The 24,642-nt window shown below is 35.9% G+C and carries 22 protein-coding genes and 1 riboswitch; of the genes, 17 read left to right on the forward strand and 5 right to left on the reverse strand.

Annotation, left to right across the window (positions count from 1 at the left end):
* Positions 1 to 40: 40 nt before the first annotated feature.
* Positions 41 to 1,309 carry an esterase-like activity of phytase family protein gene (locus tag EG344_RS04355; RefSeq protein WP_123908482.1) on the reverse strand — a complete coding sequence of 423 codons (1,269 nt, stop codon included), beginning with the start codon at positions 1,307 to 1,309 and terminating at the stop codon, positions 41 to 43.
* A gap of 257 nt (positions 1,310 to 1,566) precedes the next feature.
* Positions 1,567 to 1,760, forward strand: a riboswitch (cobalamin riboswitch).
* 65 nt (positions 1,761 to 1,825) lie between these two features.
* Here EG344_RS04355 and EG344_RS04360 point away from each other — a divergent pair.
* Complete coding sequence (locus EG344_RS04360; protein WP_123908483.1) at positions 1,826 to 2,941, forward strand: T9SS type A sorting domain-containing protein; 1,116 nt, start codon at positions 1,826 to 1,828, stop codon at positions 2,939 to 2,941.
* Positions 2,942 to 3,118: 177 nt separating this feature from the next.
* Here the strand turns inward: EG344_RS04360 and clpP are convergent, their stop codons facing one another.
* Both clpP and dnaG read right to left on the reverse strand, forming a co-directional pair.
* Positions 3,119 to 3,805: an ATP-dependent Clp endopeptidase proteolytic subunit ClpP gene (gene clpP, locus EG344_RS04365; protein ID WP_123908484.1), complete on the reverse strand. Its 687-nt coding sequence runs from the start codon at positions 3,803 to 3,805 to the stop codon at positions 3,119 to 3,121.
* Between the two features lie 112 nt (positions 3,806 to 3,917).
* Positions 3,918 to 5,903 (reverse strand): DNA primase, encoded by a 1,986-nt coding sequence (gene dnaG / locus EG344_RS04370; protein ID WP_123908485.1) that lies wholly within the window; start codon positions 5,901 to 5,903, stop codon positions 3,918 to 3,920.
* 601 nt (positions 5,904 to 6,504) lie between these two features.
* Between dnaG and tsaE the strand changes: the two genes are divergently transcribed.
* From tsaE to EG344_RS04410, 8 genes are all read left to right on the forward strand, one after another.
* Positions 6,505 to 6,912 carry a tRNA (adenosine(37)-N6)-threonylcarbamoyltransferase complex ATPase subunit type 1 TsaE gene (tsaE, locus tag EG344_RS04375; protein WP_123908486.1) on the forward strand — a complete coding sequence of 136 codons (408 nt, stop codon included), beginning with the start codon at positions 6,505 to 6,507 and terminating at the stop codon, positions 6,910 to 6,912.
* 69 nt (positions 6,913 to 6,981) lie between these two features.
* Positions 6,982 to 8,172: an alanine dehydrogenase gene (locus tag EG344_RS04380; protein WP_123908487.1), complete on the forward strand. Its 1,191-nt coding sequence runs from the start codon at positions 6,982 to 6,984 to the stop codon at positions 8,170 to 8,172.
* Positions 8,173 to 8,544 (forward strand): DUF4258 domain-containing protein, encoded by a 372-nt coding sequence (locus EG344_RS04385; RefSeq protein ID WP_123908488.1) that lies wholly within the window; start codon positions 8,173 to 8,175, stop codon positions 8,542 to 8,544.
* Between the two features lie 19 nt (positions 8,545 to 8,563).
* Entirely contained in the window at positions 8,564 to 9,337 is a 774-nt protein-coding gene (locus EG344_RS04390; protein ID WP_123908489.1) for a histidine kinase, read from the forward strand.
* Complete coding sequence (locus EG344_RS04395) at positions 9,312 to 10,022, forward strand: LytR/AlgR family response regulator transcription factor (protein ID WP_123908490.1); 711 nt, start codon at positions 9,312 to 9,314, stop codon at positions 10,020 to 10,022. Before EG344_RS04390 ends, EG344_RS04395 begins: the two co-directional genes overlap by 26 nt.
* 400 nt (positions 10,023 to 10,422) lie before the next feature.
* A complete protein-coding gene (locus tag EG344_RS04400) occupies positions 10,423 to 12,705 on the forward strand; it encodes a cation:proton antiporter (RefSeq protein ID WP_123908491.1) in 2,283 nt (760 codons plus the stop codon).
* Between the two features lie 94 nt (positions 12,706 to 12,799).
* Positions 12,800 to 13,282 (forward strand): hypothetical protein, encoded by a 483-nt coding sequence (locus tag EG344_RS04405; protein WP_123908492.1) that lies wholly within the window; start codon positions 12,800 to 12,802, stop codon positions 13,280 to 13,282.
* 25 nt (positions 13,283 to 13,307) lie between these two features.
* Positions 13,308 to 13,844 (forward strand): hypothetical protein, encoded by a 537-nt coding sequence (locus tag EG344_RS04410; protein ID WP_123908493.1) that lies wholly within the window; start codon positions 13,308 to 13,310, stop codon positions 13,842 to 13,844.
* 156 nt (positions 13,845 to 14,000) lie between these two features.
* On the opposite strand, the gene EG344_RS04415 is transcribed toward EG344_RS04410, so the two are convergent.
* Positions 14,001 to 14,642, reverse strand: a complete 642-nt coding sequence (locus EG344_RS04415; RefSeq protein WP_123908494.1) for a hypothetical protein — start codon at positions 14,640 to 14,642, stop codon at positions 14,001 to 14,003.
* Positions 14,643 to 14,841: 199 nt separating this feature from the next.
* Here EG344_RS04415 and EG344_RS04420 point away from each other — a divergent pair, with 199 nt between their 5' ends.
* The 8 genes from EG344_RS04420 (at position 14,842) to EG344_RS04455 (ending at position 23,811) form a co-directional block, all read left to right on the forward strand.
* On the forward strand, positions 14,842 to 15,864 hold the full coding sequence (locus tag EG344_RS04420; RefSeq protein ID WP_123908495.1) for a LysM peptidoglycan-binding domain-containing protein: 1,023 nt from the start codon (positions 14,842 to 14,844) through the stop codon (positions 15,862 to 15,864).
* A 1-nt stretch (position 15,865) separates the two neighbouring features.
* Positions 15,866 to 16,714, forward strand: coding sequence for a PAAR-like protein (locus tag EG344_RS04425; RefSeq protein ID WP_123908496.1), 849 nt, complete (start codon positions 15,866 to 15,868; stop codon positions 16,712 to 16,714).
* A gap of 18 nt (positions 16,715 to 16,732) precedes the next feature.
* Positions 16,733 to 19,789 carry a hypothetical protein gene (locus EG344_RS04430; protein WP_123908497.1) on the forward strand — a complete coding sequence of 1,019 codons (3,057 nt, stop codon included), beginning with the start codon at positions 16,733 to 16,735 and terminating at the stop codon, positions 19,787 to 19,789.
* Positions 19,790 to 19,791: 2 nt separating this feature from the next.
* Positions 19,792 to 20,754 (forward strand): tetratricopeptide repeat protein, encoded by a 963-nt coding sequence (locus tag EG344_RS04435; protein WP_123908498.1) that lies wholly within the window; start codon positions 19,792 to 19,794, stop codon positions 20,752 to 20,754.
* A 21-nt stretch (positions 20,755 to 20,775) separates the two neighbouring features.
* Positions 20,776 to 21,381 (forward strand): hypothetical protein, encoded by a 606-nt coding sequence (locus EG344_RS04440; protein WP_123908499.1) that lies wholly within the window; start codon positions 20,776 to 20,778, stop codon positions 21,379 to 21,381.
* A gap of 316 nt (positions 21,382 to 21,697) precedes the next feature.
* Complete coding sequence (locus EG344_RS04445; RefSeq protein ID WP_123908500.1) at positions 21,698 to 22,243, forward strand: hypothetical protein; 546 nt, start codon at positions 21,698 to 21,700, stop codon at positions 22,241 to 22,243.
* A 16-nt stretch (positions 22,244 to 22,259) separates the two neighbouring features.
* On the forward strand, positions 22,260 to 22,739 hold the full coding sequence (locus EG344_RS04450) for a hypothetical protein (RefSeq protein WP_123908501.1): 480 nt from the start codon (positions 22,260 to 22,262) through the stop codon (positions 22,737 to 22,739).
* Positions 22,740 to 22,968: 229 nt separating this feature from the next.
* Positions 22,969 to 23,811: a prephenate dehydrogenase gene (locus tag EG344_RS04455; protein WP_123908502.1), complete on the forward strand. Its 843-nt coding sequence runs from the start codon at positions 22,969 to 22,971 to the stop codon at positions 23,809 to 23,811.
* 122 nt (positions 23,812 to 23,933) lie between these two features.
* Here the strand turns inward: EG344_RS04455 and EG344_RS04460 are convergent, their stop codons facing one another.
* Positions 23,934 to 24,605: a hypothetical protein gene (locus EG344_RS04460; protein WP_123908503.1), complete on the reverse strand. Its 672-nt coding sequence runs from the start codon at positions 24,603 to 24,605 to the stop codon at positions 23,934 to 23,936.
* Positions 24,606 to 24,642 lie beyond the last annotated feature (37 nt).

Genomic DNA, 24,642 nt, shown 5'->3' on the forward strand with positions numbered 1-24,642 from the left:
GGCGGGATAAATCCCGCCGCTTTCCGTTAAAAAAATCTAATTATTGAATATCGACTATATACATAGTTCCCTTGTCTACCTTCCCCGTTTTAGGTAGTATCTTCGCTTTAGGATTTCCGTTTCCATCATCTACCACCCCAAAATCATCATCATTGAAAACAGCTAGTTTATTGTTTCCTAAATAAACAATCCCTTCAAATTTATCATGTTCATATCCTAATTTTGCAACCAGATCTGCGGCTATTTTTTTTGAAACAGGTTTAATTCCTGCTTTGGTAAGCTCATCCCATGTACACTGCTCCAGGGCTTTTCCGTTTACCTTCATCCCATCTACCGCTGCAAGGTCGGTTCCGGTTACATCTGTTGCATCACTTAGGTTGATTCTGTATACTTTTTTAATTCCGCCCTGTGTTCCGAAATTACCATCTCTTTCAATGACAAGGAATTCATTATTGCCTAATGCTGTAATATCACAAACCGAATCGGAAGCTCCACCATCTTGTTTATATAGATATTGTTTCGTTTGCCCCGTACTGATATCGAAAGTTACGATTCTCGTTAAGGTTGTATTCGTTGCCAGCGCCTTTGAAGGAACAAACATCATCGATTGTATGGTTCCTACCAGTGTTTTTCCGTCCGGAGTCATACAAAGGCCTTCCATCCCTCTGTTCGCTCTTCTTTTAGCTAACACTGCAGGTAGTTTTCTGTTTCCTGTATTTACCCCAATCGGACTTATTCTTTCTAACTCTACTCCATCAGCGTTATAATGAACGATGTGTGGTCCGTATTCATCAGAAACCCAGAATGTCCCGTCGGGTGCTGCCACAATACTTTCACTGTCTAAACCATATTTATCCGTACCCAGAATATTTCCAGCCGCATCATAAGCCACTTCTCCCGTGCTTCCCATTCCTACAGGATTTGGAAGTCCTGTAATAGGCTGACCGGATGGGTTTTTAAGTTTAATATATTTAATGACTTCCACATTCCCTTCTGCATTAATTTTAAAATGCATTATCGTTGGTGTAAAATTGGGGGTTAAAAACTTTTTCCCACTTAGGTAATCTGTGTTCGGGCCACGGTCTGTAATGACATAAAATTCTCCTTTTCTTGTAGGATGGGCGGCTGCGCCGGATCCAAATCCGCCATTAATAACATCCACTCCGTTTATTGTTGCCATTTTTGAAAACGGAAACTCCTGAGGAAGCTTAGAATAATTAATATCCTGGTTATTTACATTGTTGTCATCATCTTTACTGCATGACCATAATGAAGCCATCATCAAAGCAGATAATAGTAGTTTTTTCATATTAACTTTTATGGCGCGAAAGTATAACTTGATTATAAACTGATCTTAAATGTAATGCTAATTGTATTTTAACAATATAACCTTGAGATGAATTCAATATAAACAATAAAAATTGAAATTTAACTTCGAAAACCCAAAATTAAAACCCAATTCATTATCAATCAATAAAACCCATTATTAAAAATACAATTCAACATCAGAAAAAACTGAACATTGCTATGTAATTCACAAAACAGACATCAAAAATTTATATGATATATTTGCACCGTTTTTAAGGTTGAACACTGTTCACAATAGGGAATCAAGTGAGAATATTATTCAAATCTTGAGCTGTACCCGCAACTGTAAGCTGTTTTTACCTATAGCTATTAATTATACCACTGGATCAACATCCGGGAAGGTTGGCTATAGGATGCGAGCCAGGAGACCTGCCTTAAATACCCATTTAATTTCAGGATGAAAAATCATCCTGTCAATAAATAAGTTTCGGGAATAAAACTTTAATTTAATTATATTATGAGAAAAATCTCTCTTTTTTTCTTACTGCTTTGTATGCAGTTTTTCTTTGCTCAATTCACTGAAAACGACATTAAGTTTTGGGTAGGAACCGGCTCCAAAAAGGCTTACTTCATTGCCGATTTCAATGACACTAATACACCTGCCTCCTATGCGTGGGGCTATCGTTTTGATGGTAATAATTTAATGGCGGAAGACATGATTAATGCGATTGCGGCGGCAGAACCTGCAATAGAGGCTGATATTCCTTCAGGGTTTTTATACAGTTTCGCATACAATAACCATACTCCAAGTACAGATGATTACTGGATTACCTGGTCTGGTCCCAATGCCGGGAATATGTCCAATCAAAATAATGGTGTAGGTTATACTGCTTTAACAGATGGATTGTGGTTTGGTATTACCTATGGTATTGATGAAATCGACACTCCACCATCAGCTCCTGTACCGGCTTACAGCTCCCAATGGTATACCTCATCTCAAATTACCAATTGGATTGGTACAGGAACTAATAAAAGTCTTGTTGTTGTAGATTTTGGAACCAATAACTCTCATGGTGAAGCCAACTCCTTCGTTTTTGGAATTCAATATAATGGCAGTATAACAGCAGCACAGGCTTTACAGCTAATTCAATCCCAAGCTTCATATTTCCATTTCACTTCTGGCAATAATCAAATTTCCAGTCTGTCATTAAATGCCTTCACGGGAAACAACTCTGGAGCAGAAAACTGGAAATTATATACAGGAAAAGATCTTTCCAGCTGGCAGAAAAAGAATGATCTTAGCCAGATACAATTGAGTAACAATAGCTGGTTGGGATTAAGCTTCGGAGAAAGAAGACCTTTCACTCCTACTGAGGCAAGTAACGCTACACTATCCGTCTCTTCTGTAAATAAAAAGGCCTTATTCAATATTTATCCTAATCCAACGAGTGATTTTATTCAGATTGAAAGTTCTGAAAAGGTGAAAGAAGTAAATATTTATTCTTCTTTAGGGCAGAAAGTAATGACTTCACAGGCAACAAAGATTAATCTTAAAGCCTTAAATACCGGAATCTATTGGGTTGAGGTTAAGACGAAAAGTGGCTCTACGGTGCATAAAATTGTGAAGAAGTAGAAAGGGCTATGGTTTGGACCACCCCGTCAAAAATTCTTTGAATTTTTGACACCCCTCCGGAGGAGGGGAATATCACGTCTTCAATTGTTATTTTCGTTATAGCAATTCGTGCATTCGTGGCAAACAAAAAAAACGCATCCAAATTGGATGCGTTTTTCAATATGATTATACAATCAATTATTTTTTTTCTGTAGATCTCTGTAAAACCTCATCTACCATTCCGAAGTTTTTAGCTTCTTCAGAAGTCATCCAGTAATCTCTATCGGAAGATTTCTCTACCCACTCATAAGTCTGTCCTGAATGAAGAGCGATAATATCATAAAGCTCCTGCTTCAATTTCAACATCTCTCTTAAGTTGATTTCCATATCAGAAGCAACTCCCTGAGCTCCTCCTGAAGGCTGGTGAATCATAACTCTTGAGTGTTTAAGTGCAGAACGTTTTCCTTTTTCTCCTGCCACCAATAATACAGCTCCCATTGAAGCAGCTATACCTGTACAGATTGTTGCTACATCCGGCTTAATGATCTGCATAGTGTCGTAAATACCTAATCCTGCATACACACTACCACCAGGAGAATTGATGTAGATTTGAATATCTTTAGAAGGATCTGCACTTTCTAAGAATAAAAGCTGAGCAGTAACGATATTCGCTACCTGATCGTCAATTCCTGTTCCCAAAAAGATAATTCTGTCCATCATCAAACGAGAGAAAACGTCCATCTGAGCAACGTTTAATCTTCTTTCTTCCATGATGTATGGAGTAAGATTCGTTGGTCCATACATTCCCATATACTGATCGGTAACCAGACCGTTGTTTCCTAAATGTTTTACAGAGAAATCTCTGAATTCTTTTTTAATGTCCATATTTATATTATGTATTATTTTAATACTATTTTCAACGTTTAAATTACAATATTTATTCCTAAAATTTTATAGGACTTTTTGTCACAGAATCCGGAACTTTTTTGTCTTTGCCCTATCTTTTTCTATTCCCATAGATTCCTTTGATCGGGGAATATTCAATGATATTACTTAATCTGATGGAAGCCTGTTTCAACAAAGTGATTTTTTTAATCAGCTCATAGTATTTTACTTCATCAGTATTGCTATATTGATCCAGTTCCTTAGCTGTTTCTGTGATCAGATAATCAATATATCTGTATTTATGCAGTAAAACATCACCCTGAATCTGATCTGCCACCTTATCCCCGTAATTAGGCGGATAAATGTTTCTTGAAGCCCAGTTTTCCAGCTCATCCAGTGGCATCAAAGCATCTACAACCTTTGTGGTAATTTCCTCGTCCATAAAAGATACAAAAAAGTTTCCACTTCTCAACTCATCTTTCTGAATTCCCTCTCTTACCTGATTGATAATGATCTCATTTTCTTTGACTAAAAATGCGTACTGCTCTTCTTCAAAATGATGAAGAATCTCTTCAATGACTGTAATCTGATACTCTTCATTATTCTCATTTCTTCTTTTCAGGACAATATCTCCAAACATCAGCATATGATCTACCAGTTTATTCTCCATAAACAGAACATCGAATAAAAAAGGATCTTCCTTTTCCTTATCCAAAGGAACAATCTCCAGCTTTGGTGCTACTTTTTCCTTCTGTTGTTGCTGAACATGATGGGTCTGATTCTGGGTAATCTGCTTCTGAACATCCAGTTCATTGAAAAGACTCTGTTCAGAGAGTCCGAATTTATTGGAAACCTCCTTCAGGTATACCTCTCTTTTCAGTGCATTCTGTACAAAGGAAACCGATTTTACAATATCACGGATGGCTTCTGCTTTTTTGATAGGATCATTTCCTACATCCCGCAACAGAATTTCTGCTTTAAAGTCGATGAAATCCATCGCTTCATTTTCGATGTATTTTTCTACATATTCCTGCGGATGTTTTCTGGCAAAAGAATCCGGGTCATCACCATCCGGGAAAAGCAGAACACGAATGTTCATCCCTTCTGTCAGCAACATATCAATACTTCGGAAACTAGCTTTAATACCGGCATTATCTCCATCGAAAAGAATCGTTACGTTTTCTGTAAGTCTCTTGATAAGTTTGATCTGTTCCGTAGTCAGGGAAGTTCCCGAACTCGCTACAACGTTTTCAATTCCGGACATATGAAGTGAGATCACATCCATATACCCTTCTACCAAAAGACAGCCATTCTTTCTTGAAATAGCCTGCTTACTTTGGTTTAATCCATAAAGAACATTGGATTTATGATAGATCTCCGTTTCCGGTGAGTTAAGATATTTTGCTGTTTTTACATTATTCTTAAGAATTCTGGCACCAAAACCTAAAACCCTTCCTGAGAAACTATGAATCGGGAAAATAACCCTTTCCCGGAATCTGTCAACCCCTGCCGGAGTATTTTCGGGAAAAATAGAAAGTCCGGATTTTTCAAGAATTTCTTTAGTATACCCTTTCTCTATTGCATAAGTAGTAAAAGCATTCTTTTTTTCAGGAGAATATCCAAGCTGGAATTTTTTAATAATATCATCCTTAAGCTCTCTTTCCTTAAAATAAGCAAACCCTATACTTCTGCCTTCTTCATCATCCCAAAGGATTTCCTGGAAATAAGTATTGGCAACTTCATGAATTTTATATAACAGATCTTTTTCTGTTTGGGCGTGTTTTGCTTCTTCAGAAATTTCACGCAGATCTTCCTCTATTTCAATTCCATATTTCTTGGCAGCATGACGAAGGGCTTCAGGATAAGTGAAGTTTTCAATTTCCATCAGGAAAGAAATGGCTGTCCCTCCTTTTCCTGTAGAGAAATCTTTCCAGATCTGCTTACTTGGAGAGACTACAAAACTAGGAGACTTTTCCTCGTGAAAAGGGCTGAGTCCTTTAAAATTAGACCCTGCTCTCTTCAACTGAACGTACTCTCCTACTATCTCTTCTACTCGTATCGTTGAGAAAATTTTGTCTATTGTCTGCTTCGAAATCATATTGCAAAATTAGGTATTTTAAGCAAAAGTTTGTGAAGTTTGCCAAAAGTTCGTGAACTTTAAATCATAGACTTTGGGCATCAAATAACAAAGTTGTTTAAACTTTGCAAAGCCACAAAAGTCACAAAAGTTTTATTTTAAAATACTTTAGTTCACATAAGTAAGTTTAAAATAATTCTGCAGAAAAGCTCACATAAGATGAAGAGTTAGAAATTTTCGCAAAACCTAGATGTTCTTATTATGTTTAAAGTTTGGATCTAAAAAAATCTTAAGCAGCTACACTTTTTATCTTTAAAAAATAAGGAGCCGACATACAATTTTATACAAATCTTCTTATTATGACCTTGTCATTCTGAATACAGGCTGAAGGTCTGCGAACGTAGTTCAGAAGTGAAATGAAGAATCTAAGATATATATGAAGTTCTTCCTTCTTCAGAAATCGAAGATTCGACGTAGTCAATGACAATGGGGTAAAATCGTATATGGTAATTTTCATATTATTGACTTGCTTACTTCTAAAACACTATTACCTTCTCACTCTAATACTCTCAAACCTTCCACTCTAAAACTTATTTCATTATTTTTGCAAACAAATTAGCCTATGCAATTCACTATACATACAATTGAAGACTGGCAGGAAGTTGTTGACAGTATTCTTCCTCAATTAAAACATAATATCCTTTTGCTTAAGGGAAATCTTGGAGCTGGAAAGACTACTTTCTCTCAATTTCTGCTAAAAAATCTGGGAAGCGAGGACGAAGTAAATTCTCCTACCTATTCTATCGTTAATGAATACAATACTTCTAAAGGAAAAGTATTCCATTTCGATCTTTACCGCTTAAAAAACATTGAAGAAGTATATGATATTGGAATCGAAGAATACCTTGATAACTCTTTTCTATGCATTATTGAGTGGCCTGAAGTGTATGAAGAAGAGCTGTATGGCCTTAACTACCACACAATGAGCATCGTGAATACGGGTGAAAACAGAGAAGTGTCATTCGATTAAATATTATGTATCTTTGCTTATTAATTCAGTATTAAAATAACAATCTGTAAGACATAATTTAATTTAAGGATGAGTACAAATATTTTTACTCCTTTCACAGAAGAAGAATTGATGCCGAAAGAGGAAAAATTGGAGGTTATAAAGAAGGGAAAACAGTTCAGTATTGGAATTCCTAAGGAAACTTGTCTCAACGAAAGGAGAACCTGCATTACTCCGGACGCTGTACAAGTATTGGTAGAGCACGGCCATGAAATTATCATAGAAGCCGGAGCCGGAGAAGGTTCATTTTTTACAGATTTACAGTATTCTGAATCTGGGGCAAAGATTACCAATGATCCTAAAGAAGCATTCGGACAGGACCTGATCCTGAAAATCAACCCTCCTACCTTGGATGAAATTGATTATATGAAACCTAATACCTATATGGTGTCAGCTCTTCAGATCAATCTTCGAGACAAGGAGTATTTCCTTAAGCTTGCAGAGAAAAAGGTCAATGCCATTGCCTTTGAATTTATCGTGGATGAATATAAGCAGCTGGCATTGGTAAGATTAATCGGTGAAATTGCAGGAACCGTTTCTATTTTATATGCTTCTGAATTATTAGCACTATCCAATGGATTAATGCTTGGCGGAATTACAGGGGTAAGGCCTGCTGAGGTAGTGATCCTGGGAGCTGGAATTGTAGGAGAATTTTCCACAAAAGCTGCCATTGGCTTGGGAGCAAGTGTAAAAGTATTCGACAACTCATTGTCAAAGTTAAGAAGACTCCACACCATGGTAGACAGCCGTGTACCTACTTCCATCATTGATCCTAAAGAACTCAGCAAAAGCTTAAGACGTGCTGATGTAGTCATTGGAGCTCTTCCAAGATTAAATATGACGCCTATTGTGACTGAAGATATGGTCATGAAAATGAAAAAAGGCAGTGTCATCATCGATATTACCATAGACAACGGTAAGGTTATTGAAACCTCTGAACTTACCACAATGGAAGACCCTTATATTATCAAACACGGAGTGATCCACTGCGGACTTCCAAACCTTACTTCAAGAATGCCGAGAACCACTACCAAGGCTATCTCGAATTTCTTCCTTTCCTATATTTTAAATTATGACGAAGAGGGCGGCTTTGAAAACATGCTGATCCGCAAAAATGAAATGAAGCAGAGCTTATATATGTACAAGGGAAGACATACCAAAAAGATCATCTGTGACCGTTTCGGACTTACGTACCACGATATCAATCTTTTAATTTTCTAAATGAAAAAACTTAAATTTTATGCAATAGGCTTCCTTCCGGGGCTACTTATCGTATTTTTTATATTAAACAAAAAAGGGGCAAGCTGCAGCGGTTACTTACCCAACAGCCGTGTGATTGCAGAATCCCTTTCTAAAGAATTCAAATACTCTGAAGAGGCTAAAACAGAGATGAGCACTTATAAGATTGATGAGAAGTTTATAAAAGACAGCATCATTACCAACGGAAAGGTAGATTTTGACAGAAGTCATGCCCAAAAGAAGCCATGCCCCAATTATCTTATAACCTATCCTGAAAAAAATCCGTCTTACGAGATTACTTTTGAAAAGTGTGAGGAAACCGTAACTGTAAATGCTCTTAAGAAGCTAAAATAGTTTCAAAAATCATAGCTTTATGGAAGGTAATTACTACATGATTCATGATTATCTGATATTCATCGGAGTTTTTGCCATTTTCCTTTTTCTAGCCGTAAGTATCTATCTCTTCAGTAAAAATCAAAAGCTGAATCAGAGAAATATCAAGCTTTCAGAATCCAATAAAATCATCGAACAGAGGCTGAATGAAGTTCGTTTGGAACATATCGGAACAAAACTAAATCCACATCTGTTTAAAAACATCCTCAATTCTGTTCAGTCTCATGCTTACCAGACTTATATGTCTCTGGATAAACTGGCGAATGTACTGGATTATATTTTATACGAAAGCAATAATAAATATGTAAGTCCAAAAGAGGAATTAAACTTTGCCCTAAGCCTTATTGAGATCAATAAAATTAAGGTAAACCCTCTCTTCGACTTCAGAATCAAATTCAAGATCAATAAATCGGATTCGATATATGAGGAAAAGGTTTTTGCCCCTCTTATTTCCGTAGATCTTATAGAAAATGCTTTTAAACATACGGATTTTCTGGCACAGGATTCCTTTATTTCCATTTTCATGGAACTGGAAAACCGGGTATTTACTATGAAAGTAAGTAATAAGGCTTCATTAAAGAATAGTCTGGAAAAGGAAAAAAGTGGTTTTGGAAGCCAATCTCTGGATCAGAGATTAAAAATGATCTACAACACCCATTACCAGCTTGAAAAAAGTTCAAAAAACGGTATCTTCACGGCAGAATTAAAAATCAATTTAGGAGAATTCTATGATAAAATGCGTTATTCTGGATGATGAATTATTAGCCATCAGTTATTTGAAACTTCTATGTGAACAGATTGATGACGTAGAAGTCGTAAAGGCATTTAATGATCCTAAAATATTCTTAAGTGAAATTGATTCTCTGGACTGCAACCTCTGTATTCTGGATATTGAAATGCCCGGAATGACAGGGCTTCAGGTAGCGGAAATTATCTCCGGTTCTAAAAAAATAATCTTCACTACCGCCTACAAAGAATATGCAGCGGAAGCATTTGACCTCAACGTTGTGGATTATGTGAGAAAACCCATCAAAAAAGAGCGTTTGATCCAGGCTTTTGAAAAGGCTAAAGAACAAATCAGCACCCCTCAGAAAAAAACATTTATTGAGTGGAATAGCAATATCGGGAAAACCGTTATTCTCACAGAACAGATAGCCTATATCAAGACTTCAGAAATCGACAGTCGTGACAAGGATATTATTCTGAATGACGGAATCACCATCGTTTTAAAGAATCTCAATTTTAAAAGCCTACTGGAAATGCTTCCTGCCAAGGATTTTGCACAAATTAATAAAAAAGAGATCGTTGCCCTTTCTTCTATCAAAGTTTTAGGAACCAATGAAATTATCACTACCATTCTTTCAGAAGATGGCCATTTTTTAAAGCTTCAGATGGGTGATGCTTACAAAAACTCATTAATGGAATTGTTTACAAAATAACACTTTTTTCTGTTTTCCTAACGCAGTACTCTTTTATTATCAAATTACGGAATCTTATTCTATATGTTCTTTTGTCTTGAAACAAAAGAACGAAAAATTCAAGACCTGGACCCTTCCGCTAAAAATGAAATCAGTTCTCTAAAAGCTCTAAACTCGTGCGGTAGCATTGTATTTTTATTATCAAAAATAGTCCCACACTCAGACAATAAAGTTTTCTTAACGTTCACAGACTTCATTTTCTTAACGCTCCAGTTTCCTAAGTCATACTCAAATCACAAAATTCAAAAAAATTTCAACACCAGGATTTTATTACATTTTTCACCGTATTCATTACATTTTAAAAACAAGCTCTTTTACTGTAAACATTTTCTTATCACCTTTGCATCAAAATAAAGGAATCATGAATTGGGGGAAATACAGAAATTTAATTTTCTACATCACTACCATAGCGATCTTTTCCTGTCTGATGTATTTCTTCATTATTGAAGGACAAACATTGGAAATTAAGGAGAATATTGTTGCTAAAACCAGCACAGGATCTACCTGGGATAATTTTCAGGAGTCATTTAAAACAAATCTTCATCACCCTTTAGCATTATTACTAGCACAGATTGTTACGATCATCCTTACCGCAAGGCTTTTCGGATGGATTTGTATGAAGATCAAACAGCCTTCTGTTATTGGAGAAATGATTGCCGGTATTGTTTTGGGGCCATCACTTTTAGGAATGTATTTTCCTGAATTCTCTGCCTTTCTCTTCCCAAAAGAATCACTGGGCAACTTACAATTTTTGAGCCAGATAGGACTTATCCTATTCATGTATATCGTAGGAATGGAACTGGATCTGAGTGTTTTAAGAAAGAAAGCTCATGATGCTGTAGTCATCAGTCATGCCAGTATTATTATCCCTTTTGCACTGGGAATTGGTTTATCTTATTTCATTTATCAGGAATTTTCACCTGCGGGAATTCAGTTTACATCATTTGCTTTGTTTATTGCTATTTCCATGAGTATCACGGCTTTTCCGGTATTAGCAAGGATCGTTCAGGAAAGAAACCTTCAGAAAACCAAGCTCGGAACTATCGTTATTACTTGTGCCGCAGCAGATGATATTACAGCGTGGTGTATTCTTGCAGCGGTAATTGCTATTGTAAAAGCAGGTTCTTTTACAAGTTCAATTTATGTTATTATCATGGCTATTGCCTATGTTTTCCTGATGATTAAAATCGTAAGGCCGTTCCTGAAAAGAATCGGGGATCTTCAGGCAGGAAAAAACACCATCAGTAAACCGATGGTAGCCATTTTCTTCCTTACTCTGATCTTATCATCATACATCACTGAAGTCATTGGAATTCACGCTTTATTCGGAGCATTTATGGCAGGAGCTATCATGCCGGAAAATGCAAAATTCCGTACCCTTTTTATTGATAAAGTAGAAGATGTAGCGCTGGTTCTTCTTCTTCCTTTATTCTTTGTCTTCACAGGATTGCGTACACAAATCGGATTATTGAATGACAGCCACCTCTGGATGACCGCCGGATTTATTATTTTAACAGCTGTTATTGGAAAATTTGCAGGAAGTGCACTCACCGCCAAGTTTGTTGGAATCAACTGGAAAGAAAGCTTAACCATAGGTGCTTTGATGAATACCAGAGGGTTAATGGAGCTTATTGTTCTGAATATTGGATATGACCTGGGAGTATTAGGTCCAGAAATCTTTGCAATGCTTGTGATTATGGCCCTGTTTACAACTTTTATGACGGGTCCGGCTTTAGACTTCATTAATTTTGTTTTCAAATCTAAAAAAGAGGCAGATGAACCTATTGATCCAGCCAACGATTCAAAATACAGGGTATTATTATCTTTTGACAAACCGGAATCCGGAAGCACTTTATTGAAGCTGGCTCATGATTTCACCCATAAAATGAATGGCAATAAAAGTATTACCGCTATGAATATTGCTCCTGTTGATGAAATGCATGCTTATGATATGGATGAATATGAAGAATCTCAGTTTCAAAACGTCATTGAAAAATCACATGAGTTGAATCTGGAGGTCACTACTCTTTTTAAAGCCTCTACAGATATAGAAAATGATCTGACCAGCATTACCAACAAAGGTCATTATGACCTTCTCCTTATCATGCTTGGAAAATCTATGTATGAAGGAAGTCTATTGGGAAGATTATTAGGTTTCACTACCAAGATTATTAATCCTGAAAAACTTTTGAATACAGTAAAAGGCAAAGGAAATATCTTTAACAATTCTCCTTTTGATGACTTCACGCTACAGATCCTGGATAAAACCAATATTCCTGTAGGAGTTTTGGTAGAGAAAGGCTTCACTGCTGCTGATAAAGTATTCGTTCCGATCTTCAATTTAAGTGATTTTTACCTTCTTGAATATGCCAAAAGACTGATTAACAATAATAATTCACAGATTATCATTCTGGATGCCGCAGGACAAATTCGTAACAATATTGAGGTAAAAGAACTGATCAGAAGTATTGAACAGGTAGCTCCTAATCATATTACGTTGTATAACGAGAAAAAAATTGAAAAAGAATTCCTGAACTCTCAGAATCTGATGCTCATCAGCAGCAAAAGCTGGAAAAACCTGATCGATACGAAGAGTCTTTGGCTCTCCGATATTCCTTCAACATTAATTATATCAAATCCGTAACACCGATATTTTCTATTTCTACTGGAAGCTGTAAATATTATTCGTTGTCTGTAAAGAAAAAACGGGTATATTTATAGCTTCATTTTTTTTGAATATGCTGGTTAACAATGAAAATGGCAGCCTGGAACTGATAGATTTCCATACTCAATTGCATAAGGGAATGTTGCTTGAACAGCTGAAACAGACTGATTTTTATAAGAAGAAATATCTAAATAGATGGGATGTAAAAACCGGATATTTTTGGTATTATTTCAAGACTATAGAAGTTGAAGGCCATCAGCTTTCCTTCAGTCTCTGTTTTTTGGGAGATCAGCTGCACAGCATTCACATGAATACATGGGAAAGTACGGACGCCAAAGACTGGAATGAATGGACGGAAGAAAAAGAAATGCAGGTATTCCACCGGAATAATAAGTTTCTGAGCTTAATTTTGGGAGCCCCTCCCACCCGGAAAAAGAAAATGCCTTACCCAAGCTGTATTTTCAACTTTCCATGGGGAAATATCTGGTCTGTTTATGACCCGAGAAGTGCCAACAGCTTTATGGGAATCAGCTATGAAGAAGAAGAAAATAATTAATAACTAAAAAAACAAAAGATTAACTATGTGCCGATATGCCATGATGGTTTATAAATGTCATTATGCTTGTTTCAACTGTCAGAAAACCTTCAAACGTCGTGTTTTAAAAGATGTAGACAGAGATGCTCAGATCTCCGTGGAAGCCAAGTGCCCCGAATGTGGGAATCTTATGGCCAATATGGGCCTGGACTTTGAATCACCGGCAAAAAATGACCATAAGCAATGGGCACATATTAAAGATCTATACACTGTAGGAATTACCTTTCATTCCTGTGGATGTTCAGGGCCGGGATATATTCCCCAGGACCGAAAAGCCATCATCTCCTATCTTGAAAAAATCCGTGCAGAATACATGCACTCCTTGGTGTATTGGAGATACCGCATAGAACCGGAAACCAAAAGGGAGCGTGAAATTGAATATCAGCAAAATGGTTCTAAGCTATGGACGGTGAGCCGCAATGCATTTAAGAAAACAGTGACGAATCAGGAAGGAATTAATTACTGGATCACGAAGATCAAAGAGGTTGAGGAACGTCTTACTCTTATTAAAGAAACCAAATAATTTATTTTTTCAACCACAAATCGAAGATTTGAAGAAGTCAAAAGTCACAAAAGAATTTTAAACTCTAAAGTTTTTTAAGTTTAAATTTTCATGCATGAAAAGATCACTAAAGTTGTAAAAATGAACACTTCCATCATATCTGGTAAAATAAAAATATTACTTTGTTTTCTCCAGCTTTAAAAGCCTTTTAAAATCATTTTGTATGCTTTTATCCTCTTCTCTCATGTACTCCCCACTGAAAGGAGCAACACAGTCCTGGCTGTTCACAATATGCAGCAGAGATCCCTTTTCAAAGTAATTTCTCGTCTCTGTAATCTCTGATTTTTCAAAGTCAAAAGCTTCCGTATCATTATTCTCCTTCATAGCTTTTGTATCATAAAAAAGCGGACGATTGTATTGATACTCTTTTTCAAAAACAAAAGATAACTTTCCGTTGAGTAGATAATATTCAATCAAAACTTGTCCCATTTCTCCATAATGTCTGGCCATAATTTTTTCCAGACGCTTATTCTTATAGTAATAGGTAGCTTCTCCACCTTCAGCTGACTCGCCTTCAATGTTTTTCTTTTTAATGGAAGTCCATTTTAAAATAGAATTGATTCTTTTAAAATTAGACTGAATAGGTTTCAAACGATCTTTCAGGTATTCATTAGTTTCAATATCTTCTTCGTTAAGACTTTCCTTAATGCTGATCGTATCTTCTTTTGTTGAAAACCATTCATCAGAAAAACTCCCGGCATATCCCCAATGGAATGTTATCAATAGAATAAAAATGCTTTGTAAATATTTATTTTTCATATCATTATGTTTATGGGAATGGGATTATATTGAGCATCATTACTTGCTTTTCTCACAAAATTATCAAATCTTTTGATGATTTTGGGTCAAAATTCCTGAGGATTCTTTGTCGTAGTTTTACTACAATTTTTCAAATTTAACCTTAAAAATTAATTTCAAATATAGTTTTTTAATAGCTTTATACTATAATTCACGTTGAATGGATATTGATTTTTTAGAATATAAGGTTCGCAACGGGGACACCCTGAATTCCATTGCTTCCCGGTTGGGCATAACCGGAGAGGAACTCAAGCTATTTCATAATTCTCATTGCCAAAGAATGGACAGAATTTGGTTTGAAAACCTTAATGAAGTTAAAAATGTTTTCGTTCCGATCCATATTAAAACTGAAAAACAAAAAAATCTGGAAAGAAAAAACCTACTTCCTTCTTCACAACTGTCCGATTCATTTTTTGAAAAAGCCTATAAAGTTACTGAAGCTTTTGAAAGTCCATTTGAGTCTCCTTTAAAAATAGATTATCATGTAAATCTTGATGTATATAAAGACCAAAAACAAAATCATTATATATTGTCTTATAACCAGGATCAATTTACATCAAACGGAAACCCTCCGGATGCAACCATGAGTAATCTATCAATTACCTGTATGAAGAGCATTATGCCTATTGATATTATCCTAAATGATTCAGGCAAAATAACCGGATTTGCAGATCATAAAAAAATTACTGAAAAATTTGCTGGCAAACGAAAAGACCTTGATTTCTTTGTCGGAGAAATTTCTGAACGTTATATGGATACTTTTGAAAAAAATATTTCAGATGAAATTTTTTTCCTACGTCAATTACAAAGTACCCTACTCTTTCAGACCCTGTTCCCCAGAATGGAATGGTTTCATAAGAAAACAGCATGGGCAGAATCATTTTATTTCTTACAAAACTCTTTTCCTGTTCAATGCACTATGGAAATTGAGCAAAAAGATGAAAATCAGGATCATATTACAACCATTTTAACGGGAAATATTACAGCGCTTTACAGCTTACAGGAACTAAGAACAGGAAACCAATACAATAAACCGGTTGATGATCCCGTTTCTGGAAGCATTATTATTCAATACACCACTCATAAGAAAAATAAAAACCTTCTTCAGGCCTCAGCTACTATCAACTTATGGCGTGAAGCAGAGTCAGTTCAAAAACACACAATCACGATAACACAAGGATAATATGAAAAGTTATGTCATACAGCAAGGCGACACATTCAGCTCGCTGGCTCAGCAATTTAAGCTGAAAAACGAAGGTATTTTAAAGACCTATCACAATCTCCACTGCTCAGAGGAGGATATGATGCAGGAACCTATTCCGGGAAAGAAAATAATAATTCCGGAAGATCCTCAGCTTATCGCAGAGGAAAAGGAATCCCAAACTTCATCTGCTGCCGGATCTCAGGAAAGTACTGAGGATAAAGGAACTCCCGAAGAACCTTCTTCAGAAGAGTCATCTGGTGAAAATCAATCCTCTGAAAAAGCAGACGAAAAGCAAGAACAAAAAGAAGAGAAGAAAGATAAAGCTGGCGAAAGCAGTTCAAGCCCGCATGATGGAAAATATTTTATCATACAAAAAGGAACTGTACAGTGTAACCAGGGCTTCAAGTTTCCTAAATTTAAGGTAACCAGCCAGCAAAAACACTATTGGAACAATAAGGAAGGAGAAGCAGATTATCTTGCGGTAACCGAAGATGATGTACAGCTTGACCCTCCTGCGCAGCCTTTTGGACAATGTAAGCTTAAGCCCACTCCTGGAGGATATCTTCCTTGTGCTTATGCCCCTGCAGGAAAATGGCAAAAACCTTACGAAAAAGTAAAGATTATGGGGAAATGCTGCCTGACTGAAATATCTGAATTGATGTGTACTACAGGAGGAAAGATTACCATCTTAAAACATGGTCAACAAAACGAGACGGGAAAAGGTCAGGTTAACAATGCTGATAGTCAAGAGCAACAGGTGTATAACCCTGTTGTAAATTTTGACAAATTCAAGGCAGAAACTGATGGAAAGGAGGCATACGCCTGGTAACCCTAAAAACTAAAGATCATGGCAAAAAAAGGCGTTTTAAGAATCTCCGGCAATACTTCTCCTAAAACAGGAGAAAAAACCTTCTATAAAGTAACAGAATGGTATCCTGATACCCCTGCTAATGAAAAAAATGAAGCTCTTGTCACCTGGGAATTGTTCAGGAAAAGGCCGGATGGGCAGTTTACCACTACTAACATTAAGAAAAAAGTCGGAGAATTTACTTTTGGCAAAGATTCCTGGCAGGAAACTTTCAGAGTTGAAGGGTATCTTAATAGCCCTGAAGGTAAGGAACCTATGTCTATTATTGTACAGCCTCAAAAAAATGAGCAGCAGCCTTCCACAGAAAAAAATATTCTTGAGGTAAAACTCACTTTTCAGGATGGAACAGCTGTCAATAAAAAACTAAGCTATAAAGATCGCCTGACAGCAACAGCTAAATGCCAGGGTCTGGAAGGAGAACATATTGTCTTTACCTTATGGGAAGATGATGAAAATGGTGATGGGCACAATAACAAAAATCAATCTATCGTAAAATCTCCTCCCGTACTGGTGGATAGCCAGGGAAATGCCCGTTGGAATTTTACACTTCTTAATACTTATATTGCTCTTGCCAATCAAAGGGAAGATGATAAAAAGCAGCATGAATATTATGTGACAGCAGAATATAATGGAAAACTGAAAGCTTCAGATAATGCTACTGCTGACAATCCGGAATATAAAGCTCCTGCTGCACCGTCCAGACAACCCAATGCTCCGAAACCTCAGCCTAATCCCAATTCTCCAAAAGGATCCACCAGACCTAATTCTCCTAATAACCAGCCAGATAAGAAAGGAGTAATTACCCAGGTAAAACTAACGGATAAAAACGGTAAAGAATTTGGCAAAAATCCTAAATATGGAGAAACCATAATCGTCCATATAGAATCAAAAAATCTTGTAGGCAAAAAATATATTCTTAAAATATGGGAACATGACCTTATAGGAGATAATGACCTGTTATATAGTCATGAGCATACTTTCCTGGCTGATAAAATAAACCTTTCTATGCCACTCACTCCTGCTATGCAAAAAACGGGAGAAGTAGGAAACAATCCGAGAAACCCTGATAGTGGTGAATATTGGAAAGGAGGACAACAGGAAATCTTTGCAGAAGTTATCTTCCTGAATCTTTCATCCAAGTCTCAGACTATTGATGTGGATATTATTGAAGCTCCGAAACCACAAAATAATGGAACGACCCCAAGTGGAGTACAAAATCAGCCAAAAGCTGATCCAAAAAATTGTGGCGGGAAATTCTGTATTGACAAAAACTCTCCGCCTAGCGAACTGATAAGAGAAATCAATATCCGTTTATCCGGATTTGGAGGAAATGTACCTACGGATAAATTTACAGACCGGTCAGAGAAAATGGTGAAACAGTTTCAGAAGGATTATATGAAAGTTCCTGAAACGGGTAAAGTATGTGGAAATGTATTAAGAGCCATTGATGAGTTTTCTAAAAACTTTGATATCAGTACTACATTCTGGAACCAGATGAAGTGTGACTGCTCTACAAAAGGAAAAAAAGCAACCAGCGTTTTAAGAGGTATTCAGGAAACCAACAGCTGTGACGGATTTGGAGACGGAACCGGAAAAGGAACCTATAAAAGTACAAGTAAAACGGAAGCCTATCATAAATATGAATATCCTGGAATTCACAGATCCCTTTTATTCGGATTCAAGGCATTGCAATTCTACTTTAGTAAACAAACGACTTACAAAATAGATCATTTTACCTCAGGATACAGATGTAGATTCAAAAACTATTCAACCACCAATCACCAGGGGAAGGCTATTGATATGCAGTTCAGTAAAGGCACTTGGGCGATTAGAGGTGAAAACAAAAAGAACCTTGTAGAATTAAGAAATATGAGGGATACTCTATTTGTTAAATATCTTGGTGCTCAAAAAGAATGGCCTAATACCAACCTATTTTCAATAGAACCTATTGACTTATTATACAATAGTAAAGGAAAAGTAAGATTTGACCATACTTTCAGCTGGATTCACATGGATGTAAGACAGTTTGATGCTCAATATCTTGAAGATAAATATTTCTGCAAGAGCTTAACCGCTTTAAACGGAAAAAGTATTGTTCAATTAGCTATTGAAGCAGGTTATGCCAATACCTGCAGCTGTTATTCAAGCTATCAAAGCCAGGCAGCGGCACCACAAGCTGCTGGAAGTTGTGCATGTAATAAGGATATAACAAAAGAACAATTGAAAGGCATTGCTACAGGTGCCAGCCAAGCCAATATTGATAAATATTTCGATGGTTTCAATCAAACATTCAAGAAGTTTAATATCAATTCCTGTTTACAAAAAATACATTTCTTAGCTCAGATTAATAAAGAATCGGAAGGTTTCAAGTATAATGTTGAGTTGGGAGACGCCGCTTATCTTGCCCCATACAAAGGCTGGCATGGAAGAGGGTTAATTCAGTTAACAGGTAAAGAAAACTATGAAGCCTTTCAAGCTGCAATTGGAGAAGATGTAACCTCAAGTGCAGAGGCTAGAGATAAAGTTGCTAAATCTCCTTATGCTACCTATTCAGCAGGTTGGTTCTGGGACAAAAGGGCTGTTCTCAACAGTCATGCTGATAATAATGATTTTATTTACATTTGCTATTGTGTAAACGGAGGATTCAATCATATTGACGACAGGCTTGAGAGTGTAAAAAATGGATTTGAATCATTATATTCTAAATGTACCACAAGTAAAGGAAAAACCACAGATTATAAATTTAAAGACAGTAAGGCTTACGATAATAAAAAAGCAGCTTTCGCCTGGGGACTATGGCATGATCCTCAATTTGATAAAAAAGGCTGCAAAAAAGACAAACAACTGGCCATTGAGGGTTACCAAAGAGTTGTTGATTTAACTAAAGATACTGACACCACAACGAATTACTACGGAATTCAAGGTTTAAGTTACTTTTCTGATTTAGTAACCACAAAAATAGTAGACAAAAAAACAAAGAAATTTGTAAACGTAAGAAAAGCAGCTTTAAAAAGATTAAATGATTTAAAGAAATAAAAATGATTAAACCTATTTTATTTTTAGCAGTAATGACTCAGTTTGTTTTCTGTAAACAGGCAGACAACAATCCTATAAAAAATGACAATCTATCTTCTAAGAAAGAGGTTGAAAACCATCAACCTCTAAAAGATACTGTAAGAGGAGATTTTAATAAAGACAATAAAGTTGATTATCTTCAGATTCTGGATAAATCACCAGAAGAAAAACAAGTTAAAATTTTCTTACAAGGTGCCAACAATAAGTTTTCGGAAACAAAATCCTTTATGGTCAATAATGATGATTTCACAGAGGTAGAAGATCCTGTCAACAATTTATTTATTTCAAGCATAAAGCCTGGTGAAATAATCGTCGGAGCTTCTTGTTGTGGAAATTTTAAAACAACAGAAACCCACTATTACAAATTTATTAAGGATAACTGGTATTTGTATAAAACATCAATCTCAACAGTTGATGATGATTTCATTCCTAACATTACAATGGATATGAATAATTTATCCAACAGCATTGATAATAAAACAGCGGACAATAACGATATTTACAATAAAGATATCAAGGAATCAAAAGAAAACTCATTATCAAATTTCAGTAAATCCTTAGTATTATTGAAATCAGCAAGTAAAACCAATGCCTTAAATAAGCAAAATACGATAGATATTGAAACAATTGCTGAATGGCTTTATTTCAATCCTCTCAATGAAAATAATTTAAATGATTATAATGATATTGCCTATTATAATGCTTATACCAAAGATGGGAATCTCTCCTCTATTTTCTTGTTAAAGGAAATCATTGAAAAATATCCAAACAGAGTTGTAGCCTATTTAAATTTAGGAGATTCATATTGGACCTTTGACAATAAAGAAAAAGCAAAAGAAGCATATCTTAAATATATTGATTTGATGAAAAGTCAGAAAAAAGATACTTCAAAAATTCCTCAAAGAGTGTACGACCGAACTAAATAAATTAGAAATAATATATTATATATGAATAAACTAGTATTGCCATTTGTATTTTTTGCATTGATATCATGTAAGAAAGCACCTGAACCTAATAATACAAATCAAAATGCTGTACAAGCACAGGATACCTTAGTCTCTTCAAAACCTGCCCAAGAAACTGCTGAACCAGCAAATGAAAGTTCAGCCAACACTCAATATGTCTCTCTTCCCTTTAATTATGAAGAATATAAAAAAACCTGTATACAGGAAGGCTCTCCGGACTGTTCAAAAAAATATCCGGTTTTGGGTCAATCAGAATCTGATAAAATAATTAAAATTATAGGCATTACAGAAGGCAGCCCTGAGTCTATTTTTCAAATACAGTCCGCTTCCGGAAGCCCTATCAATATATATGTTTTGAACTTTGAAGGTGATTCTAATTCACAAGAACTGGTTACGGTAAATAATGATAAAATTATCAGCCGTCAGTCAATAGGCTACGCTATGCCTGAAGAGGAAACCTACGAAACATTTATTATGAACCCTGATATGACTGTTGACATCTATGAAATTAGCTTTACAGACAGTTCAAATAAGAAGAAAAAGGAAAAATATAAAATTGCCACCAACGGTAAAATTTCAAAAATTTAAAATTCCCCAGGAAATATATAAGTTGATATTAAATAATCAACATCATCTGCCCTTCTCAGCATAAAAAGTACTGAGAAGGGCATTTAATCTTAGCCCTATACTGCTAAAAGGCAAAAATCCCCATAAACAGGGAATAAGTCTATTCATAAAAAAGGGTATATTGAACCCCATGAAAAAGATAATTCCATTCTGTTTTTTTATTACTGAAACATGATGTTAAAAGCAACTGAAACCTCCAAACTCATTCTTCAGAAAATAACATTTGAAGACCATGGTCCGATAATCATCCATCATTAAAATTCATAGCCAGCACAATATGAACATAAAAAAAATTGTACTTATAGTGTTCATTTTAGGAATGCTTTCCTGTAATAAATCCATGGAAAATAAGCCTATGACAACGGAAGAAAAAATCAATACCCGAGACAGTACGGCTGTTCAGGGCTACTTTCAGCAGATCATGAACCATCGGATTAAAGATACGATATCCGGAACCTGGAAAGCTCTATCTACTTATCAGTTTGAGCTATTCAAGATGAAGTTAGAAACTGTAAAAAACAATGACAGTGTAACAGGAACTTACCAGTTTACTGCTGAAGGAAAGTTGGAGCAAGGCATTATGACCGGAATCATAACCGATGGAAAGATGATAGTAGAATTTTACAACCCTTCCAATCCTAATGCCCGTAAAGGGAAAGCAGAGCTTTCAAGCTGGAATGCGAATTACGATGAAATGGTGTGGCAGTTGATACAATCCTCTGAACAATCTTCCATTCCTGAAATTTGCAATTTGTACAAAGATGTTCCAAAACCAATCAGAGGGTACCATTTCATAGGCAGAAAAAAACCATTTACAAGATAATTATAACCCATTATTAATGAAAAAGATAAGCGTAATTGCTATTACTTTATTCCTGATGACAGGATGTAAAAACGATCCAAAACAATCGGTCAACGAAACAGAGGCTATACAGAAAGACAGCTCTGTAGCAAAAGTACCGGTAGCAGAAAAACTCACTGAAGAAAGCAAGGAAATTCCTACATTAAAAGAATGTACGGAAAAAACGGTTGAGTATGAAACGCAGCAGGAATGTCTTTTCCCTAAAAATACAATGGCAGAGGTATACCGGAAAACGATTAAGGAAAAAGAAGTGGAAAAAGCAGACCTTCTTCTTGCAGAATTACCAAAACAAAGCAATGAAAAAGAAATTCATCAGGATGGTCTGGAAACCATTACCTATAAAGTATCTCCCAATAAAGTTGAAATTGAATTCTTATTTGCTGGTGGCATTACCACTCTTGAATTGGAGCAGAAAGAGGACCATGTAAAAAGAACGATCATTCACAGCGCTGATTAAGAACCACTCCAAACAACGCTTGATAATAGAATCCTTCAATTCACTTCAAAAAGATATCATAAAAAATTCTCAACTTTAAAAAATATTTTTTAATTTTGCTTTGTGAATTTTAACAACGGAACATATTATTATAGAATTTTTAACTCAGATCTGGGATAGGGATTCTTATGAACATAATTTAAAACCTCGTCCTAGGACGAGGTTTTTTTATTTAAAAAAATTTAGAAAGATGAAAATAAGTATTATTGGAGTAGGATTAATCGGAGGTTCAATGGCCTTGAAATTGAGAGAAAAAAACATCGCCAGCTTCATCTATGGAATTGATAACAGCAAACAGCATATTGACGAAGCATTGGATTTAAAAATAATTGATGCCGAAACAAATCTGCAACAGGGAGTGAAAGATTCAGATCTTATTATCCTGGCCATTCCTGTAGATGCTGCAAGAAAACTGTTGCCCAATGTTTTGGATCTTGTATCAGACCATCAAACCGTTATGGATGCCGGATCTACCAAAGCAGGAATTGTGGGTGCCGTTAAAAACCATCCTAAACGATCAAGATTTGTAGCCTTTCACCCTATGTGGGGTACCGAAAATAATGGACCAAAATCTGCCATTGCTGAAAGTTTCTCTGGCAAAGCCGGAGTAATCTGCAACAAAGAAGAATCCGCAGAAGATGCACTGAACATCGTTGAAGGTATTGTGAATGCTCTTGAAATGCACACCATTTATATGAATGCTGAAGACCATGACATCCACACGGCTTATATTTCCCATATCTCTCACATCACCTCTTATGCCCTGGCCAATACCGTCCTGGAAAAGGAACGCGAAGAAGAAACCATCTTCCAGCTTGCCAGTTCCGGATTCTCAAGTACGGTTCGTCTTGCCAAATCACACCCTGAAATGTGGGTTCCCATTTTTAAGCAAAACAAAGAAAATGTATTAGATGTTTTGAATGAACATATTACCCAGCTGAGAAAATTCAAATCTGCTTTAGAAAAAGAAAACTATGAATATCTTGAAGAATTGATTACCAATGCGAATAGAATCAGAGGGATATTAAGGTAAAGCTATTTTATCAGTTCTGTTTTAAAAACAAAATATTCAAGAGAAAAAGTCATAAAACTTTACTACTAAGGTTTTATGACTTTTGCTATTAAGAACTCTCTAAAAGCTGGCTCTTTCTTACTTTAAAACTTCATCATCATTCCCACACCATTTCTGTCATTAAGCACATAATAATCAGGCTTAAACCTTTTGATATCGGCAGTCCTGTAATCATTGATAGCGTTTTTCATCTGTGAATGTCCCACCAATTTAAGAACAACACCAGCACCTATCAGCCCAATAACAAGTGGTACTGAAGATCCTGTACTTTCCCCATTCTTTAAGCCACTCGTTGTATTCGTGTCCGACTTTGAGAGATTCAATATTCCTCCAACCACAAAACAGGCTGCACCACCTGCAACAAGAGCTGTCCCAATGTTATTTACAGTTCTTCCTTTCTTATACTGCACATTATTGGTCTGAATCAGGTATTCTTTGATCTCTTTTTTAGAGGTCAGTTTAGGAGCTTCAGTATTTTTAACAGTTCCGGCAAGGTGTTCTTCAGATACATTTCCTATCACAGCCTTCCCATCTTCCTGGATTCCTTTTACAGAATTGTCATAAAGAAACTCCTCCGCTCCATTCTGAGCATTGGTATAGGTAACTTTTCCCTTGCTATAGGTTAATTTAGTATAAAATATCTTCTGATTATCTTGGGTAATAATGATCCCTTTTGCTGAAGATTCCGGAATACTGATCTGTGAATATACAGCCAATGATGATACAATAAACAGAAGGGTTAAGGCTTTTTTCATATTAATTAGTTTTCGGCAAAAATATTTGATTTTGTTT

Origin of the sequence: Chryseobacterium sp. G0162 (assembly GCF_003815715.1) — a bacterium.
Taxonomy (GTDB): domain Bacteria; phylum Bacteroidota; class Bacteroidia; order Flavobacteriales; family Weeksellaceae; genus Chryseobacterium.

What these genes read in the sequence shown, in the direction of transcription:
- EG344_RS04355 (WP_123908482.1), bottom strand. Translation starts at nt 1,309, where the DNA reads ATGAAAAAACTACTATTATCTGCTTTGATGATGGCTTCATTATGGTCA.
- EG344_RS04360 (WP_123908483.1), top strand. Translation starts at nt 1,826, where the DNA reads ATGAGAAAAATCTCTCTTTTTTTCTTACTGCTTTGTATGCAGTTTTTC.
- clpP (WP_123908484.1), bottom strand. Translation starts at nt 3,805, where the DNA reads ATGGACATTAAAAAAGAATTCAGAGATTTCTCTGTAAAACATTTAGGA.
- dnaG (WP_123908485.1), bottom strand. Translation starts at nt 5,903, where the DNA reads ATGATTTCGAAGCAGACAATAGACAAAATTTTCTCAACGATACGAGTA.
- tsaE (WP_123908486.1), top strand. Translation starts at nt 6,505, where the DNA reads ATGCAATTCACTATACATACAATTGAAGACTGGCAGGAAGTTGTTGAC.
- EG344_RS04380 (WP_123908487.1), top strand. Translation starts at nt 6,982, where the DNA reads ATGAGTACAAATATTTTTACTCCTTTCACAGAAGAAGAATTGATGCCG.
- EG344_RS04385 (WP_123908488.1), top strand. Translation starts at nt 8,173, where the DNA reads ATGAAAAAACTTAAATTTTATGCAATAGGCTTCCTTCCGGGGCTACTT.
- EG344_RS04390 (WP_123908489.1), top strand. Translation starts at nt 8,564, where the DNA reads ATGGAAGGTAATTACTACATGATTCATGATTATCTGATATTCATCGGA.
- EG344_RS04395 (WP_123908490.1), top strand. Translation starts at nt 9,312, where the DNA reads ATGATAAAATGCGTTATTCTGGATGATGAATTATTAGCCATCAGTTAT.
- EG344_RS04400 (WP_123908491.1), top strand. Translation starts at nt 10,423, where the DNA reads ATGAATTGGGGGAAATACAGAAATTTAATTTTCTACATCACTACCATA.
- EG344_RS04405 (WP_123908492.1), top strand. Translation starts at nt 12,800, where the DNA reads ATGCTGGTTAACAATGAAAATGGCAGCCTGGAACTGATAGATTTCCAT.
- EG344_RS04410 (WP_123908493.1), top strand. Translation starts at nt 13,308, where the DNA reads ATGTGCCGATATGCCATGATGGTTTATAAATGTCATTATGCTTGTTTC.
- EG344_RS04415 (WP_123908494.1), bottom strand. Translation starts at nt 14,642, where the DNA reads ATGAAAAATAAATATTTACAAAGCATTTTTATTCTATTGATAACATTC.
- EG344_RS04420 (WP_123908495.1), top strand. Translation starts at nt 14,842, where the DNA reads ATGGATATTGATTTTTTAGAATATAAGGTTCGCAACGGGGACACCCTG.
- EG344_RS04425 (WP_123908496.1), top strand. Translation starts at nt 15,866, where the DNA reads ATGAAAAGTTATGTCATACAGCAAGGCGACACATTCAGCTCGCTGGCT.
- EG344_RS04430 (WP_123908497.1), top strand. Translation starts at nt 16,733, where the DNA reads ATGGCAAAAAAAGGCGTTTTAAGAATCTCCGGCAATACTTCTCCTAAA.
- EG344_RS04435 (WP_123908498.1), top strand. Translation starts at nt 19,792, where the DNA reads ATGATTAAACCTATTTTATTTTTAGCAGTAATGACTCAGTTTGTTTTC.
- EG344_RS04440 (WP_123908499.1), top strand. Translation starts at nt 20,776, where the DNA reads ATGAATAAACTAGTATTGCCATTTGTATTTTTTGCATTGATATCATGT.
- EG344_RS04445 (WP_123908500.1), top strand. Translation starts at nt 21,698, where the DNA reads ATGAACATAAAAAAAATTGTACTTATAGTGTTCATTTTAGGAATGCTT.
- EG344_RS04450 (WP_123908501.1), top strand. Translation starts at nt 22,260, where the DNA reads ATGAAAAAGATAAGCGTAATTGCTATTACTTTATTCCTGATGACAGGA.
- EG344_RS04455 (WP_123908502.1), top strand. Translation starts at nt 22,969, where the DNA reads ATGAAAATAAGTATTATTGGAGTAGGATTAATCGGAGGTTCAATGGCC.
- EG344_RS04460 (WP_123908503.1), bottom strand. Translation starts at nt 24,605, where the DNA reads ATGAAAAAAGCCTTAACCCTTCTGTTTATTGTATCATCATTGGCTGTA.